The organism is Myxococcota bacterium (genome assembly GCA_039030075.1).
Taxonomy (GTDB): Bacteria; Myxococcota_A; UBA9160; order UBA9160; family SMWR01; genus JAHEJV01.
Map to the genome: position 1 here is coordinate 56,172 of JBCCEW010000012.1, position 23,033 is coordinate 79,204.

The 23,033-nt window shown below is 68.8% G+C and carries 26 protein-coding genes; 12 read left to right on the top strand and 14 right to left on the bottom strand.

The genetic code is table 11. The annotated features are described in order from the left end of the window. Nucleotides 1-19: 19 nt before the first annotated feature. On the top strand, nucleotides 20-1,165 hold the full coding sequence (locus tag AAF430_14225) for an acyl-CoA dehydrogenase family protein (protein ID MEM7411391.1): 1,146 nt from the start codon (nucleotides 20-22) through the stop codon (nucleotides 1,163-1,165). A gap of 22 nt (nucleotides 1,166-1,187) precedes the next feature. Here the strand turns inward: AAF430_14225 and AAF430_14230 are convergent, their stop codons facing one another. The 4 genes from AAF430_14230 to AAF430_14245 all read right to left on the bottom strand — a co-directional run bounded on the left by AAF430_14230 (nucleotide 1,188) and on the right by AAF430_14245 (nucleotide 5,538). Next, nucleotides 1,188-1,646 carry a phosphopantetheine-binding protein gene (locus AAF430_14230; GenBank protein MEM7411392.1) on the bottom strand — a complete coding sequence of 153 codons (459 nt, stop codon included), beginning with the start codon at nucleotides 1,644-1,646 and terminating at the stop codon, nucleotides 1,188-1,190. A gap of 81 nt (nucleotides 1,647-1,727) precedes the next feature. After that, nucleotides 1,728-2,324, bottom strand: coding sequence for a molecular chaperone TorD family protein (locus AAF430_14235; protein MEM7411393.1), 597 nt, complete (start codon nucleotides 2,322-2,324; stop codon nucleotides 1,728-1,730). Then, a complete protein-coding gene (locus AAF430_14240; protein ID MEM7411394.1) occupies nucleotides 2,321-5,044 on the bottom strand; it encodes a molybdopterin-dependent oxidoreductase in 2,724 nt (907 codons plus the stop codon). The genes AAF430_14235 and AAF430_14240 overlap by 4 nt, the downstream gene beginning before the upstream one ends. Further along, on the bottom strand, nucleotides 5,041-5,538 hold the full coding sequence (locus tag AAF430_14245; protein MEM7411395.1) for a hypothetical protein: 498 nt from the start codon (nucleotides 5,536-5,538) through the stop codon (nucleotides 5,041-5,043). The genes AAF430_14240 and AAF430_14245 overlap by 4 nt, the downstream gene beginning before the upstream one ends. 219 nt (nucleotides 5,539-5,757) lie before the next feature. On the opposite strand from AAF430_14245, the gene AAF430_14250 reads away from it, so the two are divergent. The 5 genes from AAF430_14250 (at nucleotide 5,758) to AAF430_14270 (ending at nucleotide 9,420) form a co-directional block, all read left to right on the top strand. After that, complete coding sequence (locus tag AAF430_14250) at nucleotides 5,758-6,276, top strand: hypothetical protein (protein MEM7411396.1); 519 nt, start codon at nucleotides 5,758-5,760, stop codon at nucleotides 6,274-6,276. Beyond that, nucleotides 6,273-7,253, top strand: coding sequence for an FAD-dependent oxidoreductase (locus AAF430_14255; GenBank protein MEM7411397.1), 981 nt, complete (start codon nucleotides 6,273-6,275; stop codon nucleotides 7,251-7,253). The genes AAF430_14250 and AAF430_14255 overlap by 4 nt, the downstream gene beginning before the upstream one ends. 33 nt (nucleotides 7,254-7,286) lie before the next feature. Further along, a complete protein-coding gene (locus tag AAF430_14260) occupies nucleotides 7,287-8,120 on the top strand; it encodes an NUDIX hydrolase (GenBank protein ID MEM7411398.1) in 834 nt (277 codons plus the stop codon). A gap of 107 nt (nucleotides 8,121-8,227) precedes the next feature. Then, the gene (locus AAF430_14265) at nucleotides 8,228-8,779 is read left to right on the top strand and encodes a VOC family protein (protein MEM7411399.1); all 552 of its coding nucleotides are present in this window, start codon (nucleotides 8,228-8,230) and stop codon (nucleotides 8,777-8,779) included. Next, nucleotides 8,779-9,420 carry a carboxymuconolactone decarboxylase family protein gene (locus tag AAF430_14270; GenBank protein ID MEM7411400.1) on the top strand — a complete coding sequence of 214 codons (642 nt, stop codon included), beginning with the start codon at nucleotides 8,779-8,781 and terminating at the stop codon, nucleotides 9,418-9,420. Before AAF430_14265 ends, AAF430_14270 begins: the two co-directional genes overlap by 1 nt. Before the next feature lie 19 nt (nucleotides 9,421-9,439). Here the strand turns inward: AAF430_14270 and AAF430_14275 are convergent, their stop codons facing one another. The 3 genes from AAF430_14275 to AAF430_14285 form a co-directional block, all read right to left on the bottom strand. After that, nucleotides 9,440-10,447 carry an LLM class flavin-dependent oxidoreductase gene (locus AAF430_14275; GenBank protein MEM7411401.1) on the bottom strand — a complete coding sequence of 336 codons (1,008 nt, stop codon included), beginning with the start codon at nucleotides 10,445-10,447 and terminating at the stop codon, nucleotides 9,440-9,442. 29 nt (nucleotides 10,448-10,476) lie between these two features. Further along, nucleotides 10,477-11,136 carry a 2-hydroxychromene-2-carboxylate isomerase gene (locus AAF430_14280; protein ID MEM7411402.1) on the bottom strand — a complete coding sequence of 220 codons (660 nt, stop codon included), beginning with the start codon at nucleotides 11,134-11,136 and terminating at the stop codon, nucleotides 10,477-10,479. A 64-nt stretch (nucleotides 11,137-11,200) separates the two neighbouring features. Continuing rightward, nucleotides 11,201-11,959, bottom strand: a complete 759-nt coding sequence (locus AAF430_14285; GenBank protein ID MEM7411403.1) for a glutathione S-transferase family protein — start codon at nucleotides 11,957-11,959, stop codon at nucleotides 11,201-11,203. A gap of 110 nt (nucleotides 11,960-12,069) precedes the next feature. On the opposite strand from AAF430_14285, the gene AAF430_14290 reads away from it, so the two are divergent. Further along, a complete protein-coding gene (locus tag AAF430_14290) occupies nucleotides 12,070-12,648 on the top strand; it encodes a TetR/AcrR family transcriptional regulator (GenBank protein MEM7411404.1) in 579 nt (192 codons plus the stop codon). A gap of 15 nt (nucleotides 12,649-12,663) precedes the next feature. Here AAF430_14290 and AAF430_14295 read toward each other — a convergent pair whose 3' ends face one another. From AAF430_14295 to AAF430_14305, 3 genes are read right to left on the bottom strand one after another with little or no spacing between them, the layout of a single operon-like run. After that, nucleotides 12,664-13,737 carry a GNAT family N-acetyltransferase gene (locus tag AAF430_14295; protein ID MEM7411405.1) on the bottom strand — a complete coding sequence of 358 codons (1,074 nt, stop codon included), beginning with the start codon at nucleotides 13,735-13,737 and terminating at the stop codon, nucleotides 12,664-12,666. Nucleotides 13,738-13,790: 53 nt separating this feature from the next. After that, entirely contained in the window at nucleotides 13,791-14,648 is an 858-nt protein-coding gene (locus AAF430_14300; protein MEM7411406.1) for a sterol desaturase family protein, read from the bottom strand. 15 nt (nucleotides 14,649-14,663) lie between these two features. Next, nucleotides 14,664-15,071 carry a nitroreductase/quinone reductase family protein gene (locus AAF430_14305; protein ID MEM7411407.1) on the bottom strand — a complete coding sequence of 136 codons (408 nt, stop codon included), beginning with the start codon at nucleotides 15,069-15,071 and terminating at the stop codon, nucleotides 14,664-14,666. 105 nt (nucleotides 15,072-15,176) lie between these two features. Between AAF430_14305 and fghA the strand changes: the two genes are divergently transcribed. From fghA to AAF430_14320, 3 genes are all read left to right on the top strand, one after another. Then, nucleotides 15,177-16,028 carry an S-formylglutathione hydrolase gene (gene fghA, locus AAF430_14310; GenBank protein ID MEM7411408.1) on the top strand — a complete coding sequence of 284 codons (852 nt, stop codon included), beginning with the start codon at nucleotides 15,177-15,179 and terminating at the stop codon, nucleotides 16,026-16,028. A 177-nt stretch (nucleotides 16,029-16,205) separates the two neighbouring features. Then, the gene (locus tag AAF430_14315; GenBank protein MEM7411409.1) at nucleotides 16,206-17,027 is read left to right on the top strand and encodes a PEP-CTERM sorting domain-containing protein; all 822 of its coding nucleotides are present in this window, start codon (nucleotides 16,206-16,208) and stop codon (nucleotides 17,025-17,027) included. A 93-nt stretch (nucleotides 17,028-17,120) separates the two neighbouring features. Beyond that, nucleotides 17,121-18,824, top strand: coding sequence for a DEAD/DEAH box helicase family protein (locus AAF430_14320; GenBank protein MEM7411410.1), 1,704 nt, complete (start codon nucleotides 17,121-17,123; stop codon nucleotides 18,822-18,824). A 30-nt stretch (nucleotides 18,825-18,854) separates the two neighbouring features. Here AAF430_14320 and AAF430_14325 read toward each other — a convergent pair whose 3' ends face one another. Continuing rightward, nucleotides 18,855-19,709, bottom strand: a complete 855-nt coding sequence (locus AAF430_14325; protein ID MEM7411411.1) for an MBL fold metallo-hydrolase — start codon at nucleotides 19,707-19,709, stop codon at nucleotides 18,855-18,857. A gap of 129 nt (nucleotides 19,710-19,838) precedes the next feature. Between AAF430_14325 and AAF430_14330 the strand changes: the two genes are divergently transcribed. After that, nucleotides 19,839-20,189, top strand: a complete 351-nt coding sequence (locus AAF430_14330) for an antibiotic biosynthesis monooxygenase (protein MEM7411412.1) — start codon at nucleotides 19,839-19,841, stop codon at nucleotides 20,187-20,189. A 10-nt stretch (nucleotides 20,190-20,199) separates the two neighbouring features. Here AAF430_14330 and AAF430_14335 read toward each other — a convergent pair whose 3' ends face one another. From AAF430_14335 to AAF430_14345, 3 genes are all read right to left on the bottom strand, one after another. Then, complete coding sequence (locus AAF430_14335; protein MEM7411413.1) at nucleotides 20,200-20,961, bottom strand: SDR family NAD(P)-dependent oxidoreductase; 762 nt, start codon at nucleotides 20,959-20,961, stop codon at nucleotides 20,200-20,202. Between the two features lie 25 nt (nucleotides 20,962-20,986). Continuing rightward, nucleotides 20,987-21,322 carry a hypothetical protein gene (locus AAF430_14340; GenBank protein MEM7411414.1) on the bottom strand — a complete coding sequence of 112 codons (336 nt, stop codon included), beginning with the start codon at nucleotides 21,320-21,322 and terminating at the stop codon, nucleotides 20,987-20,989. Nucleotides 21,323-21,447: 125 nt separating this feature from the next. Continuing rightward, nucleotides 21,448-22,341, bottom strand: a complete 894-nt coding sequence (locus AAF430_14345) for a MerR family transcriptional regulator (protein ID MEM7411415.1) — start codon at nucleotides 22,339-22,341, stop codon at nucleotides 21,448-21,450. 240 nt (nucleotides 22,342-22,581) lie between these two features. Here AAF430_14345 and AAF430_14350 point away from each other — a divergent pair, with 240 nt between their 5' ends. Then, nucleotides 22,582-22,818: a hypothetical protein gene (locus tag AAF430_14350; GenBank protein MEM7411416.1), complete on the top strand. Its 237-nt coding sequence runs from the start codon at nucleotides 22,582-22,584 to the stop codon at nucleotides 22,816-22,818. Nucleotides 22,819-23,033 lie beyond the last annotated feature (215 nt).

Genomic DNA, 23,033 nt, shown 5'->3' on the forward strand with positions numbered 1-23,033 from the left:
TTGCGAAAGGACCCGTCCGATGGCTGACGCCCTGCTCTCCAGCCCCGAACACGACCTCTTCCGGGAGACCGTCCGCAAGTTCGTCGAGGACGAGTTGCGTCCGCGGGCGCGCGAGTTCGACGCGGCGGGCCGCTTCGACAAGACCCTCTACAAGAAGATGGGTGACCTCGGGATGCTCGGGCTGCGCTACGAGCCCGAGTACGGCGGCGCCGGGCTCGACTGGTCCTTCACCGCGGTGATGTTCGAAGAGATCGGCCGCTGCGACAACGCGGGCGTGTCGATGGGCATCAGCGTCCACACGGACATGGCGACGCCCTCCCTCGCCGAGTTCGGCAGCGACGAGTTGAAACGTCACTACCTCGCGCCGTCGATCGCGGGCGAGATGGTCTCGGCGATCGCGGTCACCGAGCCCGACGCGGGCTCGGACGTGGCCGGCGTGAAGACGCGCGCCGTCCGCGATGGCGACGAGTGGGTGATCAACGGCTCGAAGATCTACATCACCAACGCGGCCACGGCGGACTGGCTGTGTCTGCTGGCCGTCACCGACCCGGACGCGGGCTACGGCGGCTACTCCCAGATCATCGTCCCGACCGACAGCCCGGGCTTCCGCTACGACCTGCTCGACAAGATCGGCAACCGCGGCTCGGACACGGGACAGCTCTTCTTCGAAGATGTCCGCGTGCCCGTCGCGAACACGATCGGCGACATCGGTCGCGGCTTCCAGCAGCAGATGATGCAGTTCCAGGACGAACGCCTGGTGGCCTGCGTGGCGGCGATGGCCCAGTCCCTCGATCTCTGGGACGAGACGAAGCGCTGGGCCCAGGAGCGCGTGCTCTTCGGCAAGCCGCTATCGAAGATGCAGAACACCCAGTTCAAGCTGGTGGAGCTGAAGACCCAGATCACCGCGGCGAAGGCCCTGATCCGGGATTGCGTGCAGCAGCGCGTCGACGGCGTGGACGCCACCGAGTTGATCACGATGGCGAAGCTCCTGTGCGGGCGCGTGTCGCGGCAGGTGGCCGACGAATGCATCCAGCTCCACGGGGGCTACGGCTACATGCGCGAGAGCGCCGCGGGCCGCGCCTTCGTCGATTCGCGGCTGATCTCGATCGGCGGCGGCTCGGACGAGACGATGCTCCACTACCTGGCGAAGCAGCTCGGACTCTGAGCCCGTTGGCGACGACCGGCGGCTAGGGCTCGACGAGCTCGGCCAGGAAGCGCGGCGTGACCTCCGACGCGAGCGCGTTCATCGAGGTCGTTTGCGCCACTTCAGGCAGGGCATCGTCGGGGATCGTGACCTCGAAGTGCTCCTCGACCGCCATCACCAGTTCGACCACGTCCAGGTCGTCGGCTCCGTAGGACCGGAGTGGTGCATCCGGATCGATCGCGGTGGTGGGCGTATCGAGCTGGACGGAGATGATCTCGATCACCTGGGCGAGGGCGCGGTCGCCCGCGGGTTCGACCTCCTCGGCCACGGCGGGTGTCTCGCGCTGCACCGTCTGAGCGGGTTCCGGCTCCTGGGGAGTCTCGACGGGCGCTTCCGTCTCGACGGTTTCCGAGGTCGCCGGCACCTCGGCCGGGGGAGGCGACGCTTCGCTGCACGCGACCGTGAGCGCTCCCATCAGCGCGACGCAAACCCCACGCACCATGACGTTCCCCCCCTGCCGACCCGGGTCGTCGACACACGGGAAGGTCGCTCAGCGACGACGCCGCGTCGAGCGCGCGGTGGGTCAGGCCGACGCCGTCTCCCCGTTGCTTTCGATCGTGGGGTGCAGCGTGGCGAGCAGGCTTCCGAGGGCAATGTAGGGAGGGCAGATCGCCTCTCGTCCGAGGGCCTCCGCGAAGCGTCCGAGCCACGGAGTCAGTGCCTCGTGTTCCAGGTGGCTCGCGACCTCGCGCACGCGGGCGTCGTCGTCGGTGGCGGCGCGGGCCACCAGGTCGAGCAGCAGCGCTGCGTGGTCGAGGGGAAGCGTGCCCCAGGGTTCGGCCTGCTGCGGCGTGCGACCCAGGGCTTCGAGGGCGCGGTTGACCAGCGTGGCGAGCTGGGCGCCGAGCGCTTCCCGTTCCCCCTCGAGCCACGCGGACGCAAAGGGCGGGATGCCCCCCGGCAAGAGGAACAAGCGCGCGAACTCGCTGCGCACCTCACGCTCGCGGTCCGCGGAGAAGGGCGCGTCGAGCCAGGCTGCACAGCCGGGCGCGGCTTCGTCGAGGACGCTCGCGATGGCGGGCGTCGCCAACCAGCGCACCCGTTCGGTGTCGAGTTCGCGCAGCAAGAGGTCTGCTGCAAAAACGTACACCGGCGCGCGCTCGGCCAAGCTGAGCTTCACCCGGCCGCTCCACCGCGCGCAGCCGGGCCTTCGACCCGCCGCACCCGACACACCGTGTCGAACCAGTTCTGACCGCCGACCAGCGGGTTGGCCTGGATCGGCAGGGCGTCGTTGAGCGCGATGCCGTTTCCGGGCCCGCCGTTCGCCTTCGACCACCACAGACGACCCGAGACGTCGGCATCGGCGAGGGCGGCCGGGTCCATGCCGGCTGTCGCGGCGGCGGCCTTTCCGGAGCGGGCCTGGGCGACGGGTCCGTGCTCCCAGTGTCCGCCGTGGTGCGAGCACGCGATCACGCGCGGGTGCATGCCGGGCGTGACGCGAACCTGGTTGCGCAGGGTGCCGACCGGCTCCGACTCACCGGCGCGGTAGACGTGACCCTGCGGGCGCAGAGTCGTGATCTCGATCCAGTCGCCGGTGGCCACGCCGAGCCGCTTGGCCACTTCCGGCGCGAGCAGCGCGTGGTTGGTGTGGACGATCTCGGCGGCGTGCTTCCAGTGCGACGACCGGCCCTGGGTATGCACGTTCCACTTGAAGGTGGTGAACACGAACTCGTCGTCGCCGAGGGTGTCGTGGCCCGGGACCCGCGCGTAGGCCGGGAGCTCCCGGGCATTGATGTCGTCGGCGGGGAGCCCGGTGGCCGCGGCGGCCAGCGGGAAGATCGGATCGCGGATCTCGATGGTGCGCGACGGCGTGTCGAAGCCCCGCACGGCCTTGCCGTCGCGCAGGATGCCGATGCTCTTGCGCTTCGCGCCGTCGACAAGCTCGATGCGGCCCGTCGCTTCGTCGATCTCGGCGCCGGCGAGCTCTTCCTCGGAGAGCGGTCGCTCGTAGAGTTCGTAGTCGAGGGGGCGTTCCGGGTCCGTCCAGATCCCCTCGCGCTTCAGGGTGTCCCACGATACGGGCAGGTTGGCGTGCCAGTCTCGGTAGACGTCCTCGAGGTCTTCGAAGTCGAAGTAGTCCTCCATGCCGCCACCGATGCGACGCGCGAGGTCGCGCCAGATGATCTGGGCCGGACGCGCTTCGCCGAGCGGCGCTACGAGCGGCTGACGAATGCCGGTGTAGGGCCGTAGCGCGTAGCTGTTCGTCGCGTGCGCATCCCAGCGCTCGAGGCCGGTCGCATCGGGCAGGATCAGGTCGGCGAGCGCGGTGTGTTCCCCGTAGCCGATGTCGATGGCGACGTGGAAGGGGATCAGCGATTCGTCGAGCAGCACGTCGCGCGCGAGCTTCGCTTCCGGATACCCGTAGGCTGCACCGAGCACGTACGACATGTAGACGTCGACTTTCTGGCGTCCCTCGCGGATGTAGGGGTAGACGAGCTGTCCGACGCGCATCTTGTACCAGTGCCAGGAGAGCGGGTATTCACTCGGCGTGGCGAGCTCACCCTGGTAACGGTCACGCCAGGTCGCCGGGAAGCCCTCGACCCGTGCGCGCACCTCGGCCGGCAGCGCATCGTAGGCCGGCATCCCGGGCTTCCAGGCCGGCGGGCCGGGCGGCTTGGGGCCGGGGTGGCCGAGGCGCGGCAGGCCGTCCTGGCCGTAGCGCCCGCTCCAGGGGCGCCCCGAGCTCAAACAGAAGCCACCGGGCTGGCCGACGTTCCCGACGAGCACGTCGAGCATGCGGATCGCGCGGTCGGCCTGGACGCCGTTGTAGTGCTTCGCCGAGCCCCGGTTCGAGAGCGTGCAGCAGGCCGGCGCCGCGCGGGCGAACGCGATCGCCAGGCGTCGGATGTCGCCGGCGCGCACGCCGCTCTCGCGTTCCGCGAACTCGGGCGTGTACGGCGCGAGCAGCGCCGGGAGCTCCTCGAAGGGAAGGTTCGCCCAGCGGCGCCAGAACGTTTCGTTCGCGAGTCCTTCCGCCACGATCACCTGGGCCATCGCGAGCGCGATGGCGCCGTCGCTGGCGGGGGCCACCGGGAAGTACTCGTCGGAGACCGACGCCGTCGCCGAGGGGCGCACCTCGAAGGTGACGAGGCGCGCGCTGCGATCGACGCGAGCGTCCATCAGCCGCTTGCGTCCGAACTGACCGCCCTGGTGGGCTTCCATCAGGTTCGACCCGAAGTTCAGCACGAACTGGGTGTGTTCGAAGTCCTGACTCTCCCACTCGAAGTCGCGTCCGTAGAAGCTCATCAGAGGAGCGCGCCGGTTCGAGCTGCAGATTGCCCGCCGGTTGAGCCGGTGCGGCGTGCCGAAGGCGTGGGTGAAGCGCTTGCTGAAGCCCTGGGTCTTGTCGCGCCCGTAGTGGAAGACGAAACGCTCGGGGGTGCCGGCTTCGCGCAGCGGCCGCATGCGTTCGGCGATCTCCGAGAGGGCGTCGTCCCAGGACACCCGCTCCCAACGTCCCGAGCCTCGCGGTCCGACGCGACGCAGCGGGTAGAGCAGACGCTCGGGGTAGTAGGTGGCCGAGATCAGCCCGTTCGCCTTCGAGCAGATGGTGCCCTGGCTGTTCGGATCGTTGGGGTTGCCCTCGATGAGGCGCACGCGACCGTCCTGCACCCAGCCGATCACACCGCAATGGGTGGTGCAGCCGAAGCAGATCGTGGGGACCGCGCGCGCCCGGCGGTAGTCGAGCTTGGCTTCGCGCAGACGGGGCAATGCCTCCGGGTTCGGCGGCTCCGAGCTGGGCGCCGTCGCACAGGCAAGCAGGGAACCCCCGGCCGCGGCGGCGGTGAGCCCGGCGGAGAAGGCGAGGAAGTCACGACGCGAGAGGTTGGAATCGCTCATCGCTGTTCGTAGATCGGGTCTTCGTCGCGCGGGTCGAGGGCGGCGCCGCGGTGGAGCGCGTTCTCCATCCAGGCTTCGAGGCCGCGGTACACCACGTTCTGCTTCAGGTCGTCGGCGTCCGGACCTTGCAGCGTCTCGAGGTCGGCGTTCGCGACGGGAGAGCCCGGATCCGCACGGTCGCCGAAGACGATTGCGTCGGTGGGACAGGCGCGGACACAGGCCGGGTCGAGACCGGCGCTGCGGCTCTCGGCGTCGTCCCCGCAGAGCCGCTCGGAGAACACGGGAAGGAAGGCGTAGGTGGTTCCTTCGGGTCGCGGCAGCCAGCGCACGCGCAGCGGGAACTCGCCGAGCGGGACGTCGTGGGCGGTCTTGCACGCCACGCTGCACGCGTGACAGCCGATGCAGCGACGCAGGTCGACGGCGAAGCCGGGGTCGCGGGGTTCGTTCGGAGTGCGTTGGCGAAGGTCTTCGCCGGGGGCGGCGCGTTGGGACAAGGACTTCTTCCTGGCGCCAGGCGCACCAGGGAAGCCCGTGCGTCAGGCGCTCGTCTGCCCGTCGGCGCCGGAACCTCCGGCGCTCGTGCGGCGTCAGCGATGGACGAACATGCGGGCCATGGAGCGCGAAAGGTACACGAATCAGGGCGTTGCGGAAGCGCGCCGCACGGCCCGAGCGGTTCCGCTTTACAACCGCTCCCGGGCTCCTAGGGTCGGTCGATGTTGCCCGCTCCGCCCCAACCGCTTCCCCCCGGATTCGAGGCCCACGCCTTCGACGCTTCGTTCGAGATCCGCGTGCCGCGCGAGCAGGTGTGGGAATGGCTCGAGACTCCGGCGACCTTCACCGACGGCCAGGTGTGGCCCTTTCGCGTCGAGTTCCTGAGTCGCGAGCCGGGGGAGCCGGTGGGCTTTCACGAGGGAGGCCTCAACGCCCATCATGGGCCGGCGATGAGCTTCGTCGGCATCCTGACCGAGATTCGTGAAGGCGCGTACCGAGACCTCCGGTACTTCTACGGCAGCTACGTGCTGAGCCTGCGCTGGATCCGTCCGACCCGGCTCGAGTTCTGGGTGGAGGACGCATCGGAAGGCGCGACCCAGGTCCGCTTGCGGGTCGAGAGCCAGGTACGGCGCGGCGGCGCGGGCGCATGGAGCTGGCTGCAAAAGCGCTTCTGGGGTCGCTTTCCGCGCTGGATGTCGAAGTCGCTCCGGGGCACCGCGTCGGAGCTGCGCACCGCATGACGAGCCGCATCGGCATCGTCGGCGCGGGCATCGCGGGGCTCGCGGCGGCGCAGGCACTCACCGCGCAGGGCGTTTCCGTGCAGGTGTTCGACAAGGCGCGCGGTGCCGGCGGAAGACTCTCGACGCGCCGATCCGAGCACGGCGCCTTCGATCACGGTGCCCAGTACTTCACCTGTCGCGATCCCCGCTTCGAACGTGTGCTCCGGTCCTGGCTCGAGCAGGGCGCAGTGCGGCGTTGGAACGCCTCGCTCGTCAGCGTGAAGGCAGGGGCGCGACAGCCCGAGCCGGCTCCGTCCGAGCGCTTCGTCGGGGTTCCGGGCATGAGCGCCGTCGGGCGCGCGTTGGCCGACGGGCTCGACGTGTCTTTGCGACGGCGCGCCGTACGCGTGGAACCGGAGGAGAGCACCTGGCGGGTCGCCTTCGAGGAGGGAGAGGACGCGGGACCCTTCGACGCCGTGCTGGTGGCGACGCCTGCGCCCCAGGCGGTTCCGCTCCTCGCCGCGTGTCCGGCCCTCGCCGCGGAAGTCGAGCGGGTCACGATGGAGCCATGTCACGCGGCCATGGTCACGTTCGCCACGCCGCTCGACGTCGCCTTCGATGGAGCGTTCGTCGAGGGGTCGCCCCTCGCCTGGATCGCCCGCAACGGCAGCAAGCCCGAGCGGGCGGTGCCCGACACCTGGGTGTTGCACACGATGCCGGCCTGGAGCGAAGCGCATCTCGAAGCGGAGGCATCGCAGCTGGAGACGGACGTGCTCGAGGCCCTCGCGGAGGCACTGGGCGCGGCGCTCCCGCCAGTCGTGCACGTGCAGGTGCATCGCTGGCTCTATGCGCGCACGCGCCAGGCTTTGGGGAAGCCGTGGCTGTGGGAGCCCGACGCCGGCCTGGGCGCCTGCGGCGACTGGACCTACGGCGGCCGCGTCGAGAACGCCTACCTGAGTGGGCTCGAGCTGGCGACCGAGATTCTCGGGGCTTCCTGAGGGACGCCGCGCAAGTCGCGTTACCCTCGCGCGATGCCCGAACCGCGGCCTGCAGTTCCCGCACCCGCGGCCACCGTCATGATCGTTCGCGACGGCACGGACGGCGTCGAAGTCTTCATGCTCGAACGCAACCCGAGCGCCGACTTCGGCGGACTCTACGTGTTCCCGGGCGGGAAGCTCGATGAGGCCGACGCCGCCTCCGCCCTCGCGGCGCGCTGCCACGGGTTCGGTGCAGCCGAGGCGAACCGCACCCTCGGGTTCGAGCGCGACGCGCTCGCCTTCTGGGTGGCGGCGATCCGGGAGTGCTTCGAGGAGGCGGGCATCCTGTTGGCGCGGGGGCCCGAGGGCGACATCCTGCCGCTCACCCGTCCCGAGCGACGCGAGCGCTTCGCGGGCTATCGCAAGCGCTTGAACGCGCGCGATGCCGGGGTCTTCGAGGCGATGTGCGAGGACGAATCGCTGACGCTGGGGACGGATTCCCTCGCCTATGTGGCCCACTGGGTCACGCCGAAGGTCGTTCCCCGGCGCTACGACACGCGTTTCTTCGTGGCGCGCGCACCGGCCGACCAGCACGCGATCCACGACGGCGGCGAAGCGGTCGAGAGTCTGTGGGTGCGTCCGGAAGACGCGCTGGCGCGTTTCCGCCGTGGCGAACTCGAGATGATCTCTCCCACCTTCACGAACCTCGAAGCGCTGACGGGGTACGCCTCGGCCGACGCCTTGCTCGCGGACAAGCGCACCATCGACGCGGCGACGATCGAGACGATCCGGCCCGCGATCCGCGAAGGGACCGAGTTCGAAGAGGACTTCGAGGTGATCGCGACGGGCGGTGTCTTCGACGCGGCCGCGATCGCCGACGGCTTGTAACCCCGCCACCGCTCGGCGATCGTCTTCGCGATCTGGAAACGAACCTTCGCGATCTGGAAACGAACCTTCGCGATCTGGAAACGAACCCCACAGGGAGAGGCTCGAACATGGGTGTGAGTCACATCGCTCTCGCAGTTCGCGACATCCAGGCCACCCACGCCTTCTACACCGAGGCGATGGGCTTCGAACTCGTCAAGGTCGAGGTGGTTCCGCAGAAGGGCGGGTTCGCGCGCCATGCCTTCTACTCGACGGGCTCGCGGGAGGATCAGCTGATCGCGTTCTGGGATCTCGCGAACGTTCCCGGTTCGGAAGACCTGCGCACGGACATCTGCCGCGATCTCGGTCTCGACCCGTTGACCAACCACATCGCCTTCCAGGCCGAGGACGCGGCCGATCTCGAGCGTCGGAAGCAGCGCTGGCTGGATCACGGCTGCGACGTCCTGGAAATCGACCACGGCTGGGTGCACTCGGTCTACACCGAAGACCCGGACCACATCGCCGTCGAGTTCGCCGTGGTCACGCGGCCGTTGACCGAAGCGGACGCGCGGGAGGCGCTCGAACTGCTCCGGGCGGCGGAGCCCGCGTCGTCGGCGGACATCCCGAAGGTCACGCTCCACAAGGCGGATGCCGCCGAAGCGAAGCGAGAAGGAGACGCTTGATGCCCCGCTTGCGACAGGTTTCGAAGCCGGACGCCCACCCCACCGCGCAGACGCTCTACCGCATGCTCTTCGGCGAGCGCGACCCGGTCGCGTCGCCGGGGACGGCCACCGGGACTCCGGGCAACTGGTGGACGGTGTTCGCCGGCGTGCCCGATTGCTTCGATCACACGGTGGCGGGGTTCGCCTTCTACCGCAGTGAGAAGCGAGAGCTCTCGCCCCAGCTGCGGGAGCTGGGGCAACTCCGGGCCGGCTACGCGCGGGGCAGTCGCTTCGTGTTCTCCCAGCATTGCAAGGCTGCGCGGGACGTCGGGCTCTCGGAGGAGAAGATCGAAGCCGTCCGCGCCTGGTCGGTCGCGGACTGCTTCTCTGCGATCGAGCGCGCCGTGCTGGCCTACACCGATGCCCTGGTGCTCGAGAGCGGTCGGGTTCCGGATGCGGTCTTCGAGGCATTGCGCGCGGAGCTGAACGACACCGAGATCCTCGAACTCACCTACATCACGTGCACCTACGACATGCACGCCACCATGTGTCGTGCGCTGCGTCTGGAATACGACGACGTCGACGACCCGATCACCGAAGTGCCGGCGCCCGAGGGTGCTTCTCTGGACGTGATGTCCGCGGTGGACGCTGCCGACTCGTAGGCCCGGACGAATCCGGCCGCTAGGCCAGGCTCGTCACGATCTTGCCCAGCGCCTGGATCGACTGGGCGGCGATCTCGCGGGGGATGTCGCGGGAACCGGGCACGATCCGCAGGTAGTCGACGCCCGTCTCGCCCAGGGCTTCGAAGCGCTCGGCGGCTTCCGATGCCGGGCCCGCGATCCCGAAGCGGTGGATGAATTCGGCATCCAGCGCCTGGGCGTGACCGCCCGAGGCGACGGCATGGTTCTCCATGTCGTAGCCCGTGCGCAGGTGTTGCGCGGCGGCGCGCACCCCTTCGGGCAGCTTGTCGATGTCCATCCCCTGGAAGCCGGAGAAGTGGGCAAACACGGACAGGCCCCCGCGGATGGCCTCGCGGGCCACCGCCGGGTCGTCGTGCACGACGCAGTTCACGTAGGCGCCGAAACGCAGCTCGGCGGGATCGCGTCCGGCGGCTTCGGCGCAGCGGCGAGCGTGGGCGATGCAGTCGGTCAGGCGCTCGGGGTCGGCGCCCACCGCGAAGCAGATCCGATCGGCTCTGCGTGCCGCGATGTCGATCACCTTGGGGCCGGTGGCGGCGACTTCGATCGGGACGGGCGCGACTTCGCACTCGTCGAGCCACTCGATGCGGCTGGGGCTGCCCTCGCGCAGGATCTCCTCGCCGTGGAGGTAGGCGCGCAGCCGCTCGAGGTAGGTCTCGAATTCGGCGGGCGGGGCCGGGCGCCGTCCGATCTTCGCCATCGACGAGTCACCACGACCGATGCCGAGGACGACGCGACCGCCGCTCGCTACCTGCAAGCCGAGGGCGGCTGACGCGGTGACCGCGGGATCGCGGCTCACCGGGTTCGTCACGCCGGTGCCGATCTCGATGCGTTCGGTGGCCGAGGCCACGAGCATCAGCTGGGACCACACCTCCGGGGTGAGGCACTGGGTGTCGGCGAAGACGAGGCTCGCGAATCCGAGCTGCTCGGCGGTCTGGGCGATTCCGGCCGAGCCGAAGGCGCTCGGGAACATCAGCAATCCGATCTGCATGACGGGTCCTTCTCCCGGTGGGGTTGCGATCAGCCGCGCGGCTTCACGCCTGCGCGCTCGAGGCGCCAGGTCAAGAGGTCGAGGCGGTCCTGGCCGAAGAAGGGTTCGTTCTCGAACACCATCGTCGGCACGCCCCAGTGCCCCGCCGCTTCGAGGGCTTCCTGATTGGCGTCGATCGTCTGCACGTGCGAGGACGGATCGGCCTCGATCGCGGCGTCGAGCTCGGCGAGGTCGAGGCCGGACCGCTGGGTCGCCCGAGCGAGGTGATCGCCCTCGTGCCAGCCGTCGACGTCGCCGTTCCAGATGAGCTGGGACACTTCGTCGAGGAAGGCCAGGCCGCGGTCGCGCTCGGCGGCGGCCACGCCCAGCCGCGTGAGTCGGTGGATGGTGGGCTGCTCGGTGGGGTAGCTGCCGTCTGGATTCATCACGACCGGGTCGGGTCTCGGCCAGCGGATCGGGATCTCCTGGAACTCGCCGAGCCGCAGCACGTCGCGCACCAGGTAGCTCGGGAAGAGCGGGTTCACCTGCCGGAAGAACTCGGGTGTGCGCACCGCGAGTGGCAGCACGGGGCGCACGCGGACGTCGATCGCGTAGCGCGCTTCGAGTTCGACGAGCCGACCCGTGGCCAGGTAGGAGTAGGGACTGCGGAACGACCAGAAGACGTCGACGTGGGGGAGGGGGGGCGTCATGACCAGAAGATGCGCGACCCGCGCCCTCCCGGCGAGGGGCAGCGCAGCCGCCCACGGTTCGCGCCTAGGCGCGTCCGGGCCGGTGGTCTGCGTACATCCGCTGCACCCAGGCGGCTCCCGGTAGCGACGCCCAGCGCGCCAGGAACTCGCGAATCGCCGGCGGTGGCGACGCGGGCTTGTGCATGTCCGGGTGGTCGACGACCACGCCCGGCGCCAGGATCGCGGCCGCCGTCAGGTCGGCGATGCTGAAACGATCCCCTACCAGATAGCCCGACGGTCCGACTTCCTTCTCGACGAACGCGAAGGCCTGGCGCGTCGCCTCGAACGCTTCGCCGATGTGGGGCTCTTCGATCTGCATCTCGTGTTTCATCTTCGCCTTCACGAGGGGGAACACCGCGCCGTAGGCCCAGCGCAGGGGTGCGCTCTTGTGGCCCGCGAAGAGCGACGCGAGATAGGCGGGTTCTTCGACCATCACCGAGAACATCGCGCGTCGGATCTTCGGGCCGACCTCGTCGTCGAAGTGGGTCTGGATCGCGAGGGCGCGCTCGCGCTCGGCGGAGTCGCTCGGGTAGAGCGCCGGTTCCGGGTGGCGCTGCTCCAGGGCTTCGATGATGCGCGCCGAACCCGGAATCGCTTCGCCATCTGCCACGAGCACCGGAACCTGGGTCTGGCCCGTGAGTTTCCGGATCGGGCCGCCGTGGGGGCCGGGGAGGAACGGAGTCCGGCGATGGGGAATGCGTTTCCAGTCGAGCGCCCAGCGCGCCTTCTCGTTGAAGTGGCTGCGCTGGAACATCAGCAGTTCGTAGTCGGGCGCTGTGGTCATGGGGATCTCCAGGACTCCGGATCCGGCGCGTCGCGGCGCGCGGATCGGTTTCCGATGGGATGACAAACGTAATCCTATCGAGGATACTCGTTGCCGAGCCTGGAGGTCAAGTGCGCTACGCCCCCGAACACAAGGACCAGACCCGTGAGCGCATCCTCGCCGAAGCGCGGCGCCTGTTCCGACGCCACGGCTTCGAGGGGGTGAGCCTCGACGCGGTGATGAGCGCGGCCGGACTCACGCGGGGCGGCTTCTACAAGCACTTCCGGTCGAAAGCCGATCTGTTCGCGCGGGCCCTGGATCACGAGGCCGACTTCGTCGCGCGGATGCGGGCCCGCGAGGGGCGCAGCGCCGAGGCGCTCCGCGAAGGCGCCCTCGAGGTGGTGCGCGGCTACCTGCATCCCGATCACCGCGAGCAGGTCGGACGCGGCTGCGACCTCGCGGCCCTGTCCGTCGACGTGGCGCGCGCGGGGAAGCGTGCGCGGAAGCAACATGCCACGAAGCTGCGCGAGCTCGTGGCCGAGTTCGAGCGAGGCCTCGGCTCTCCGGACACGCCCGACCCGCGGGCGCTCACGTCGGTTGCGCTCTGTGTGGGAGGGCTGGTGCTGGCGCGGTCCGTCGACGACGAGGCGCTCGCCGAGGCCCTGCTCGATGCCTGCGAGGAAGCCGTCGCGGCTCGGCTCGACGCCTGAAGCCCGCGTGGTTCGCTACGCGGCCCCGTTGCCGGGCCGCGATGGAAGCGCCGCCAGCACGGCGTCGACCGTATCGACCGCGATCGGATCGCAGAGGCGCTCGAGGGGTTCGATCACGTAGACCGGATCTTCGATCTCTTCGGTCTTGCCGCCCTCGATCCAATCGTCGATGCCCCGCTTCGGAGCCGCCTCGGAGACGCGATACGCCGGACCGTCCTCACGAGAGACCTCGACGATCCAGCCGCCCGTTTCCACCCCGCGCGCTCCGATCTCGATCAGCACGGGCGAGCCGACCGGGTCGAAGTCGAGGAGCGTGGCGACGCCCAGATCTTCCATCCAGAACATCGGATAGATGCGCCGCCGATGGACCACGCCGGCGCGCGACAGCGCCCGTTCGAGTCGGGCCCGGCGCTGTTGGATCCGGTTGCAGAGTCGGTCGCGGATCGGGGCGGTGGCCCGCGTGCGCCAGCGGCCCGAAGGGCTGCGGTACTGCATCGGCTGCAGGCGAAGCTTGTAGTCGAGCCAAGGGTTCCCGACGAGCACGTACCCCGGGTAGTAGTAGCGATATCCGTGCGCGACGGCGTGTTCCACCTCGAGCAGCATCGTGTACACGCCGAGGCCAAAGGGCTTGTACTCGGGATCGTAGAGTCCCAGCAGGCTCGCCACCGAATGCTGGCCCGTATCGAAGTAGCTCGTGGCCACCAGTCGGTCGCCGTCCCACACCGATACCTCGCGCGTGTCGAAGAGCCGGTCGAAGGGTTCGGCGGTGAGCATCTCGCTCAGGCTCTCGTAGCGATAGCCGGCGAAGCGCTTCGACGTCTCGCGATAGAGGGACTCGCGGGCCGCATCGGACGTGGCGGGCCCGACCTCGGTGCGGAAACGGTCGCCATTCTTGCGGAGCATCCGACGCAGGCTGCGGCTCGGTTGGTAGCGGTGCAGCGGAACGCGAATCGGAACCGTGGCCCAGACATCCCGGTGGATCGTGATGAGGGGCGCGTAGGCCATCAGGCCGCCGGTGCGAAACCAACCTTCGGACAGGTACCGATCGAGGCAGTCACTCGCGGGCGTCTTCGGGAGCTCGGCCTGCATCGCGCCGTTCGGGGGCTTTTCCAGCGGGATCCTCGTGGGTGGCTCGTCGTCGATCAGGAGCGGAAGGGGGCGCCGAGTTGGCCCCAGTAGGAGACCGGGATGTCGTCGCTCTCGATGCCGATCTCGTCCGGGCCGCTGCGTTCCGGGTGGCGATAGCGGGTGCCGAAGACGATGTCCCAGAACAGGAAGTTGCTGCCGTAGTTGTGGTTGGCTTCGGCCAGGGTCACCGAGTGGTGCCAGCGATGCATCTCGCCCACGCTGAAGATCCAGCTGAGCGGACCGAGCTTGAAGTCGATGTTGGCGTGTTGAAAGAGCCCGAGCACGGTGTTCGTGAGGGCGACCATCGCGAGCAGCGCTTCGCCTGCGCCGAGCAGGGCCAGCGGGATTACGTTGACGATGCCCCGGAACGCGATCTCCACCGGGTGGGCGCGGGTCGCATTGAGCCAGTAGAGCCGCTTCGGATTGTGGTGGATCGCATGGAAGCGCCACAGCGCTGGCACCTCGTGCAGCAGTCGGTGCGGCCAGTAGTCGAAGGCCTCCACGACCACCGAGGCCAGGACCAGCTGCGCCAGGAGCGACCAGTCGCCCGGCCAGAGCCCGATCCCGATCGACTCCGAGACCGCGACACCCAGGGCGACGGCGGCGACGCGTACGAAGGGCTCGAAGAGCGCGTTGACGCCCAGGTAGGTAGGCAGATAGAGAGCGTCGGCGGTGAGGTCGCCCTGCGAGTGGTTCCAATCGGGCCGGTAGGGCTGGACCCGCTCGAGTACGGCCACGATCGCGAGGCTTCCGAAGGTGCCGAGGCCGACGACCCAGCCGCTGGACACGTCGTTCCCCAACGCCCAGAGGCCGGCGCCGAGCACGACGGTCACGGTGACCGGGAAGATCAGCCAGGCGAGGACGTTGCGCATGCCGTGCGGCGCTTGCTAGCGAGGCTCGAGAACCAGGAACTCGCGCGGAGCGAAGCCCGTGAGTACATAGGCGAACCAGGGGAACCCGGACTCGTCGAGGAGCCGGTCCCGCTCTTCGTCACTGACGGGTACCGCGCGGTAGTCCGTGGTGTCGCTGGTCCCCTTCACCTGAACGTCCGGGTTCTGGAGTGCGCGGTAGTACCAGGCCCGCGGCCAGTGATTCGCGGCCACGACGAGGCGCCCGCCGTCGTCGATTGGCGTGATCACCCGCTCCCAGGGGTCGCCGTTCTTGTCGAACGTGGTGATCACGATGGTCTCCCCGCCGACGTTCTCGGGCTGGAAGATCCCGACCGCCGTGATGCAGCCGGTGGGCCCGGCCAGCGTGAGCCCGAGTGTCAGGACAAGGATGGTCAGCCTTCGCATGGGGGTCTCCTCGCGCGCAGGGTAGCGCGATCCGGCTCGCGAGATGGACTACCGTCGGCCGCCGCACGCGGTGCCGGCCGTGCGAAGCCCGGGGAGGAGGGGACGTTGAGCACACCCGAAACGATCAGCGAGGCGCGCTGCTTCGACGGCCGCCAGCTCGTGCTGCGGCACGCCTCCAGCGAACTCGACTGCGAGATGGAGTGCGCCGTCTACCTCCCGCCCCAGGCCGCGTCCGGTCCCGTCCCGGTGCTCTGGTGGCTCTCGGGTCTCACCTGCACCTGGGAGAACTTCACCGTGAAGGCGGGTGCGCAGCGGTATGCCGCCGAGCACGGCGTCGCGCTGGTCGCGCCCGACACGAGTCCGCGCGGGACGGCGCTTCCCGGCGAAGACGACGACTGGGATTTCGGCAGCGGCGCAGGCTTCTACGTGAACGCGACCGAAGCGCCCTGGAGTGCTCACTACCGGATGTACGCCTACGTCACCGAGGAACTCCCTGCGCTCGTGTCGGCGAACTTCCCGGTCGACCCGGACCGGCAATCGATCTTCGGCCACTCCATGGGCGGACACGGTGCGCTGGTGGTCGCGCTGCGGAACCCCCAGCGATACCGCTCGGTGTCGGCGTTCGCTCCCATCTGCGCGCCGAGCGAGTGTCCGTGGGGCGAGAAGGCCCTCGGGAACTACCTCGGGCCCGAGCGCGCGGCCTGGTTGCGCTACGACGCCTGCGCGCTGCTCGCCGAGAGCGAATGGCGCGCGCCCATCCTCGTGGACCAGGGCGACGCCGACACGTTCCTCGAGGAGCAGCTCCGGCCCGACCGTCTTCGCGAGGCTTGTGAGCGAGCCGGCGTTCCCCTCGAGCTCCACTACCGCGAAGGGTACGACCACAGCTACTACTTCATCGCGTCCTTCGTCGGCACGCACATCGCCCACCACGCGCGCGCGCTCTCTGGCGAGCGCTGATCCCCCGCGCGCCGGTGCTTCGGCGCCCTGGACCCCGCGGGAAGAGGTCGGTGGCAACACCGATTCGTGAACGCACCCTGGTGTCGCTCGTGTACGATGCGCGACAGGGAAGGGGCCGCCTCGCTCGGGCGGATCGCCTTCCGTTGCACGCAAGTACGCACGAGAAGGAGATCGCTGATGTTCGAGCACGAGGCTCTCGCGAAGACCATCCCCACGCGACACCCGCGGAGCCGCGTTCCGCTCGCTGCGGCGATCGCTCTGCTCGTCGGAGTCGGAACACCGGCGATGGCGGCCACGGTCGTCGTCGACGCGGTGACCTCGGGCTTCTTCAAGGAGTCGGGGAACAGCGCTCACATCGTCGGATCGACGATCGAGAACTACCAGGCCGGCTACAACAAGACGACGGATGAAACAGCGAAGAACTGGTTCGTGTTCGACGTGCCCACGCTCGGGCCCGACGATTTCATCGCCGACGCCGCGCTCAGCCTCTACCTGCCCACGTTTCCGGGAGACGCCGGCTTCGGCTACGGCTCGGCGGATCCCGAAGAGACGTACACCCTGTTCACACTCGACGCGCCCCAACTCTCCGTCATCGACGCCGACCTGATCCTCGGCGATCTCGCCACCGGATCCGATTTCGACACCTGGTATCCGTTGCTCGGTGCGACCGGGGATATCGCCGCCGACGGTCCGGTGGTCAAGGCCGACGAGGGGACCGAGGTAATCTTCCCGTTCACGATGGAAGGCCTCATGTACCTCGACGGATCGATCGGGGGAACGATCCTGTTCGGAGGCCTCGTATCGAGTATCGACAACGATCCGTCTCTCGACATCGCGGAAGGGCTCTTCCACCACACGCACCCCGGTGGGATCGGAGGGCCCGCGACACCCTCGGCGAAGCTGATCCTCGACATCGTGACGGTTCCCGAACCCGGTACGGGTCTCTTGATCGTGTTCGGTCTCGCGGGCATGGCGGTCGGGGGAGGCCGACGCCGCTAGCGCGCGCTTCCCGACGAGGGCCCTGACGGCGGTCCGAGAATCGCGTACCGTGCGCTCGCTCCGACGGTGGATGTCCGTCGGACGGGGGTGAAGATGCGCGCGGCACGAAAACGCCGCGGGCTGCCGACGCTGCGTCGTTGGCAGGTCGAGGCGCTCGCGAAATTCGAAGAGCAGGAAGATCCGGACTTCCTGGCGGTGGCCACGCCCGGCGCTGGCAAAACGACGTTCGCGCTGATGGCGGCGCGGCGCACCCTGATCGCGCGCAAGGCTGCGCGCATCGTGGTGGTGGTGCCGACCGCGCACCTCAAGGTGCAGTGGGCCGACGCGGCCGAGGGGTTCGGCCTGCGCCTGGAACCGAACTGGCACTCGCGCGAAGTGGTTCCCCAGGACATGCACGGGGTGGTGGTCACCTATCAGCAGGCCGCGGCAGCGCCCCACGCGATCGCCCGCGTGTCCCAGCGCGCGATCGGCATCCTCGACGAGGTGCACCACGCCGCCGAGAGCATGGCGTGGGGGGACGCCATCCAGCACGGGCTCTCCGGGGCGAGCCGACGCCTCTCCATCTCGGGAACGCCCTTTCGCTCGGACGATTCGGCGATCCCGTTCATCCGCTACGCGGGCGCCGAAGCCCAGCCCGACTACGAGTACGGCTACGGCGAAGCCCTCGACGATCACGAGGTCGTGCGGCCCGTCTTCTTCCCGCGCGTCAACGGCCGGATGGAATGGCGCGGCGCCGACGGCGAGCACTACACGGCCCAGTTCGACGATCCGCTGGGCGAGGGCAGTCTGGCGAGTCAGCGTTTGCGCACCGCGCTCTCCCTCGAAGGCGAGTGGCTGCGCGACGTGCTCGGTCGCGCCCATACCCAGCTCGAGAAGCTCCGCACCGAGGACGCCGATGCGGGCGGGCTCGTGATCGCGATGACCCAGGACCACGCCCACGGCATCGCCCGCCTGATCAAGGAGCAGTTCGGGCTCGATGCCGTGGTGGCCACCTCCGACGATCCCGAATCGAACCGGCGGATCTCCGAGTTCCGCGACTCGGGCGACCCTTGGCTCATCGCCGTGCGCATGGTCTCCGAGGGCGTCGACATTCCCCGCCTGCGGGTGGGCGTGTACGCGACGACCACCATCACCGATCTCTTCTTCCGCCAGGCTGTCGGACGTCTGGTGCGCTGGGTGCAGGGGAAGGGTGGGCGACAGAGCGCCTACATGTTCATCCCGGACGATCCGCGGATCCGGGAGCACGCCCTCGAGATCAAGCGGGCGCGACGTCACAAGCTCGATGAAGCCGAGGAGGTCGAAGAGGCGCCGGAAGAGACCGAGGAGACGGAAGAGCGCGAACAGCTCGATCTCTTCCAGGCGATTTCCGCGCAGGCACTGCCCGGGGACGCCGTGCTCTTCGACGTCGAATCCGTGTGGGATGCCGAGGAAGACGTCGACGCCGAAGAGGGCGCGCACGCCGAGGCGGTCGAAGCCGAACCGGTCGACGAGGTTCCGCTCCCCGAGCTCGAGAGCGAGGAGTCGCTCGCCGAAGGCGCCGTGCCGCCGATGCTCATCGAAGATGAGCCGACCGACGGCAAGACCGCTCGGGAGCGACGCAAGGAGCTGCGCGACCTCAACAAGTTCCGCGCCGAGGCGATCTCGCGCGCGATGGGCCTGGGGCACGCGAAGGTGAACCACCGTCTGAATCAGGAGGTGGGGATTCGCAAGATCTCGGAAGCGACCGAGCGCGAACTCGAAGCGCGCCTGCGTGCCGCCGACCGTTGGCTCGCGCGCCTGCAGCCCGGCGCGCGCTAGCGGCTGCGCGTCAGACCGCGGGCCTCCCGCTCAACATTCCAGCCGGTGGCGCTCGCCGTCGCGCACCAGCCGTCCGGCGGTGGGCGTGGGGAAGTGGGTGCCGATCACCAGGGTCGGGGTGTCCGCGAACTGGCCGAGGAAGGCACGTCGCGTCGCCGTGCTCTGGTTCGAGTCGCTGTCGGCGATGCTCGCCCACTCGGGGTGGGGGAGCTGGCAGGGGTGATGGATCATGTCTCCCGTGATCACGGCGCGTTCGCCGCGTGACTCGATCACCACCGAGACGTGCCCCGGCGTGTGCCCCTCGGTCGGTATCAACCGGACCGCGTCACTGACCTGGTGATCGCTCGCGACGAGGTCGGCGAGCCCCGCATCGAAGACGGGTTGCACCGAGTCGGCGAAGACCGGCCCAGTGTGATCGGGAGCGTCCTTCCAGTGCGCCCACTCCTTCTCGTGAAAGAGGTAGCGGGCGTTCGGGAAGGTCGGAACCCAGCGCCCGTCGACGAGGCGGGTATTCCAGCCGACGTGATCGATGTGCATGTGAGTGCAGAGCACGCGGTCGACGCGCTCGGGTTCGAAGCCGGCCTCGCGGAAGCGCTCGAGGAAGGGCGTATCGAGATGCGACCAGAAGGGCAGGTTGCGGGGTTTGTCGTTGCCGATGCAGGTGTCGACGACGATCACCTGCCCGTCGACCTCGATCACCAGGCAGTGGATGCTGTAAAGGAGGGCCCCGTTGGCATCGAGGAAGGGCGCAAGCCAACCGTAGGCGGCGACCTTCTCGGGCGTGGCGTCCGGCAGCAGGCCGGGCAGCGGGGCGGGCGGGATCTCGACCACGCGCGTGATCCGCGCGTCACCGATCTGCCAGCGGAGAATCTCGGTAGTGGACATGGGGCTCCTCGTTCTGGCGCCTTCGCTCCGAGCCCAGGGAAACCCGCCCTTGGCGGAAACGTCAAGAAGAGATACCTCGTCTCCCACGTGTGCGGCCTGGGTCGCACCCGGCACCGAGGAGGCCGCACCGTGTCCGAAGCCATCACCCTGTTGGTCGAGTCGCGCATTCTGGAGGGGCAGCGCGCCGAACTCGAGGCGCTGCTCGTCGAGGTGGCCACCCACGTTGCGGCGAACGAGCCCGGCAACGAGGCCTACGACTGGTACTGCTCTTCCGACGATCGTTGCGTCGTGATCGAGCGCTATGCCGATAGCGAGGCCGTGCTCGCGCACGTGGCTGGCTACCAGAAATTCGTGCCACGCCTTGACGCATGCCGTGAGCAGCAGCGCATCGCCGTCCTCGGGAAGCCCGAGGGCGCACTCGCCCAGGTGGCCGAGGCGCGGGGCTTCGAGGTCTACGACACGCGGATCGGGAAGGAATGATCGCGGACGCCTACCACGGAATCGGCGTGCCGTCCCACGCGAGGAAGGCGCCGTGATCGTCCGGCGTGCTCGCGTCGATCACGTCCAGCAGCTGCTCGGCGGCACGGCTTGGAGAGAACAGGCGCTCTGCCGGTACTCCCCCACGGTAGGGCTCCGACAGTTCGGTCTCGACGGTGCCCGGATGGAGCGCGAGACACAGGACGTTCGGTGCCCGCCGGCGACATTCGATCGAGAGCGTGCGAAGGAACATGTTCTGGGCGGACTTCGATGCGCGATAGGCGTACCAACCGCCCAGGCGGTTGTCGCCGATGCTCCCCATCCGCGCCGACAGGCTGGCGAACACCGCGCGATCACCGTGGCGCAAGAAGCGCAGGAAGTGCTTCGCCAGTAGCAGGGGCCCGAAGGCGTTCACCTCGAACACCGCGCGGAGCGCTTCCGGCGAAACGTCCTCGAGCTTCTTCTCCGGGCGAAGTTCCGAACCCGCGTGGAGGAGCCCCGCGCAGTTCACCAGCCAGTGGAGCGTCGGTCCGCTCCACGACCCGATGCGCGCGGCCGCCGCTTCGAGGCTCGACTCGTCCGTCACGTCGAGGGGAGCCGTGAGCAGCCGATCGGGCTCCCGCTGGGCGAGTGCGCGCAGTGATGCGCTCGACTCGGGTTCTCGCGCCGTCGCGACGACTCGATCGACGTCGTCGCGGCGCAGTAGCAACTCGGTGAGAGCGAGGCCCACGCCGCGACTGGCTCCTACGACGAGCGCGACGCGGGGCTCTGTCATGTCGCCGTCCAGTGGCGTCCCTCGCTCAGGGGGTCCAGCGGCCCGCGATTCTCGTAGCGGGGAGGGATCGAGGCGGAGCCGGAGGGCCGCGGCGAACGAAGCGAGGCGGCGGCGTGTGAGCGGCGACCCACGCGTCCCAGCGCTTCGTGGCTTCCCAGGGCGGGAGTGCGGCGAAGCGTTCGATGACGGTATCCGGCGCTGGAGTCGTCGCGTCGCCGCCGGTGCTGCCCCGCACGACCAGTCGGGCCACCTGCGGATCGGGGTTCAGTCCATCGGTCGCTTGGCTCTCGGCGGAGGATGCGTGCGGTGCGACGCCGCCGAGCAGCAATGACAGTCCGATCGAGAAGACACGCGCGTTCATCGAAGTTCTCCCAGGCTCTGCTTCGCGGGCGGTTGGAGGCCGCGAACGCTGCTGACCCTAGGCGCCGATTCTCGATCGGCCAGGAAACGACATCGCAGTTCATGTTCGATGGACGCACAAAAGTGTCATCGATGCGCCGAGAGCAGGGCGACGCGCTGCTCGAGCCTCTCGAAAGTGTCGAAGTGTTCGATACCTGGGGACCGTTCGATCTGGGACGCACCGCAGCCCCCGAGCCAGAGATCGACATCGGCCGGTAGCGTCCCCCGAATGCGTCGTGTCGCGCCCCGCGCCGCGTGTGGGGAGAGCGTCACGATGCCGAGGGCGAGTGCTTCGGCGCCGCTCCGATCCACGGCCTCGAGGAGTTCCTCGATCGGTATGTCTGCGCCGAGATAGAGCGGGTGGGCTCCGGCTCCCAACGCGACGACCGCTGCCATCATCAAGCCGAGTTCGTGGGGCTCGTCGGGTGGCGTGGCGAACAGGACGCGCGGCGCACGGAGCGTCGCCGGGCTCGGTTGCAACGCAGTGCCCAGCATTCCGCGCAAGATTCCGGTAGCGAGGTGCTCGGCCGCGATGCCCGAATCGCCCGCGGCCCAGCGCGCTCCGAGCTCACGCATCAGCGGCTGGGCGACGCGGCGAACGAAGTCGGACGGTCCGAGGAGAGAGAGCTGCAGTCCGAGTAGGTGCTGCGCCTCTGCCGAGTCGAGTGCTTCGACGGCGTGACGAATCGTGGTCAGCGCTTCGGGTTCGGTGTCGTCTTCCGAGAGCGCTGCGAGGCTCGTTGCGTCGAGCTCCGCAACGCGGCCGATGCGGTTGCCGGCATCGACCGCCGCCTTGACCTGGCGGAGTCGCTCGAGGTCTTCCGGCGAGTAGCGACGCGTGCCCCCCGCCGTGCGCGTAGGGCGCACGATGCCGTGCCGGTTCTCCCAGGCCCGGATCGTTTCGGCCGAGATCCCCGTCACGCGCGCCGCGACCCGCAAGGGGTAGGTCGAGGCTTCGGGCGCACGTCGGGCGGGGGGCATGTCTCGAAACTACGCGGGGTGGCCCTTTTTGTCCAGAAAAGATCAGTTCAATCAAATGAGCTGAGAGATGAAGGAAATCCATAGACATTTGAATATATTCAACTTATTTCGATCCTGAGGAGTCGGATCATCGCGAATGCTAAGTTTTGTATAGAAAATATTTTGACAGAATCCGGACCGCTTCTAGCGTGGAAGTCATCTCAGGAGGCCGACGCAGCCTCCTCGAAGAAGGACGTTGACATGGCATCCAAGCACGATTCGGTCCGACCCCCGGTCGCGGTCCACGCCGCCGCCGACGCCCAGCCCGCGGTCAGCAAGGCAAAACAGCTCTTCCTGCTCGCGGCGGGGCTCTCCTTCCTCGCCTCGATCTCCTTGTTCTTCACCGGAGATCACGAGCGCGGGATCTTCGTGGGCATCTGGGTCCCTTCGATCCTCTCGATGGGCACCCTTCTCCTGGGGGCCGAGAACCGTGACTGATCTCGACATCCTGACCCTCGGTTGCGTCGTGAGCTTCATTGCAGGCGCCGGCGCGTATGTGTTCTTGCGAGAGCGATTCCAGCATGGACGGCGAGCGGCACGTCGGCTCGTCCCCGCCCCGGTGCGCACGCCCCGACGCCGCAAGGCAGCTTGAGACGTCACGGGGCTCCGGTCGCCCCCATCGACCGGGGCCCCATGAACGCAGCTTGCGGAGA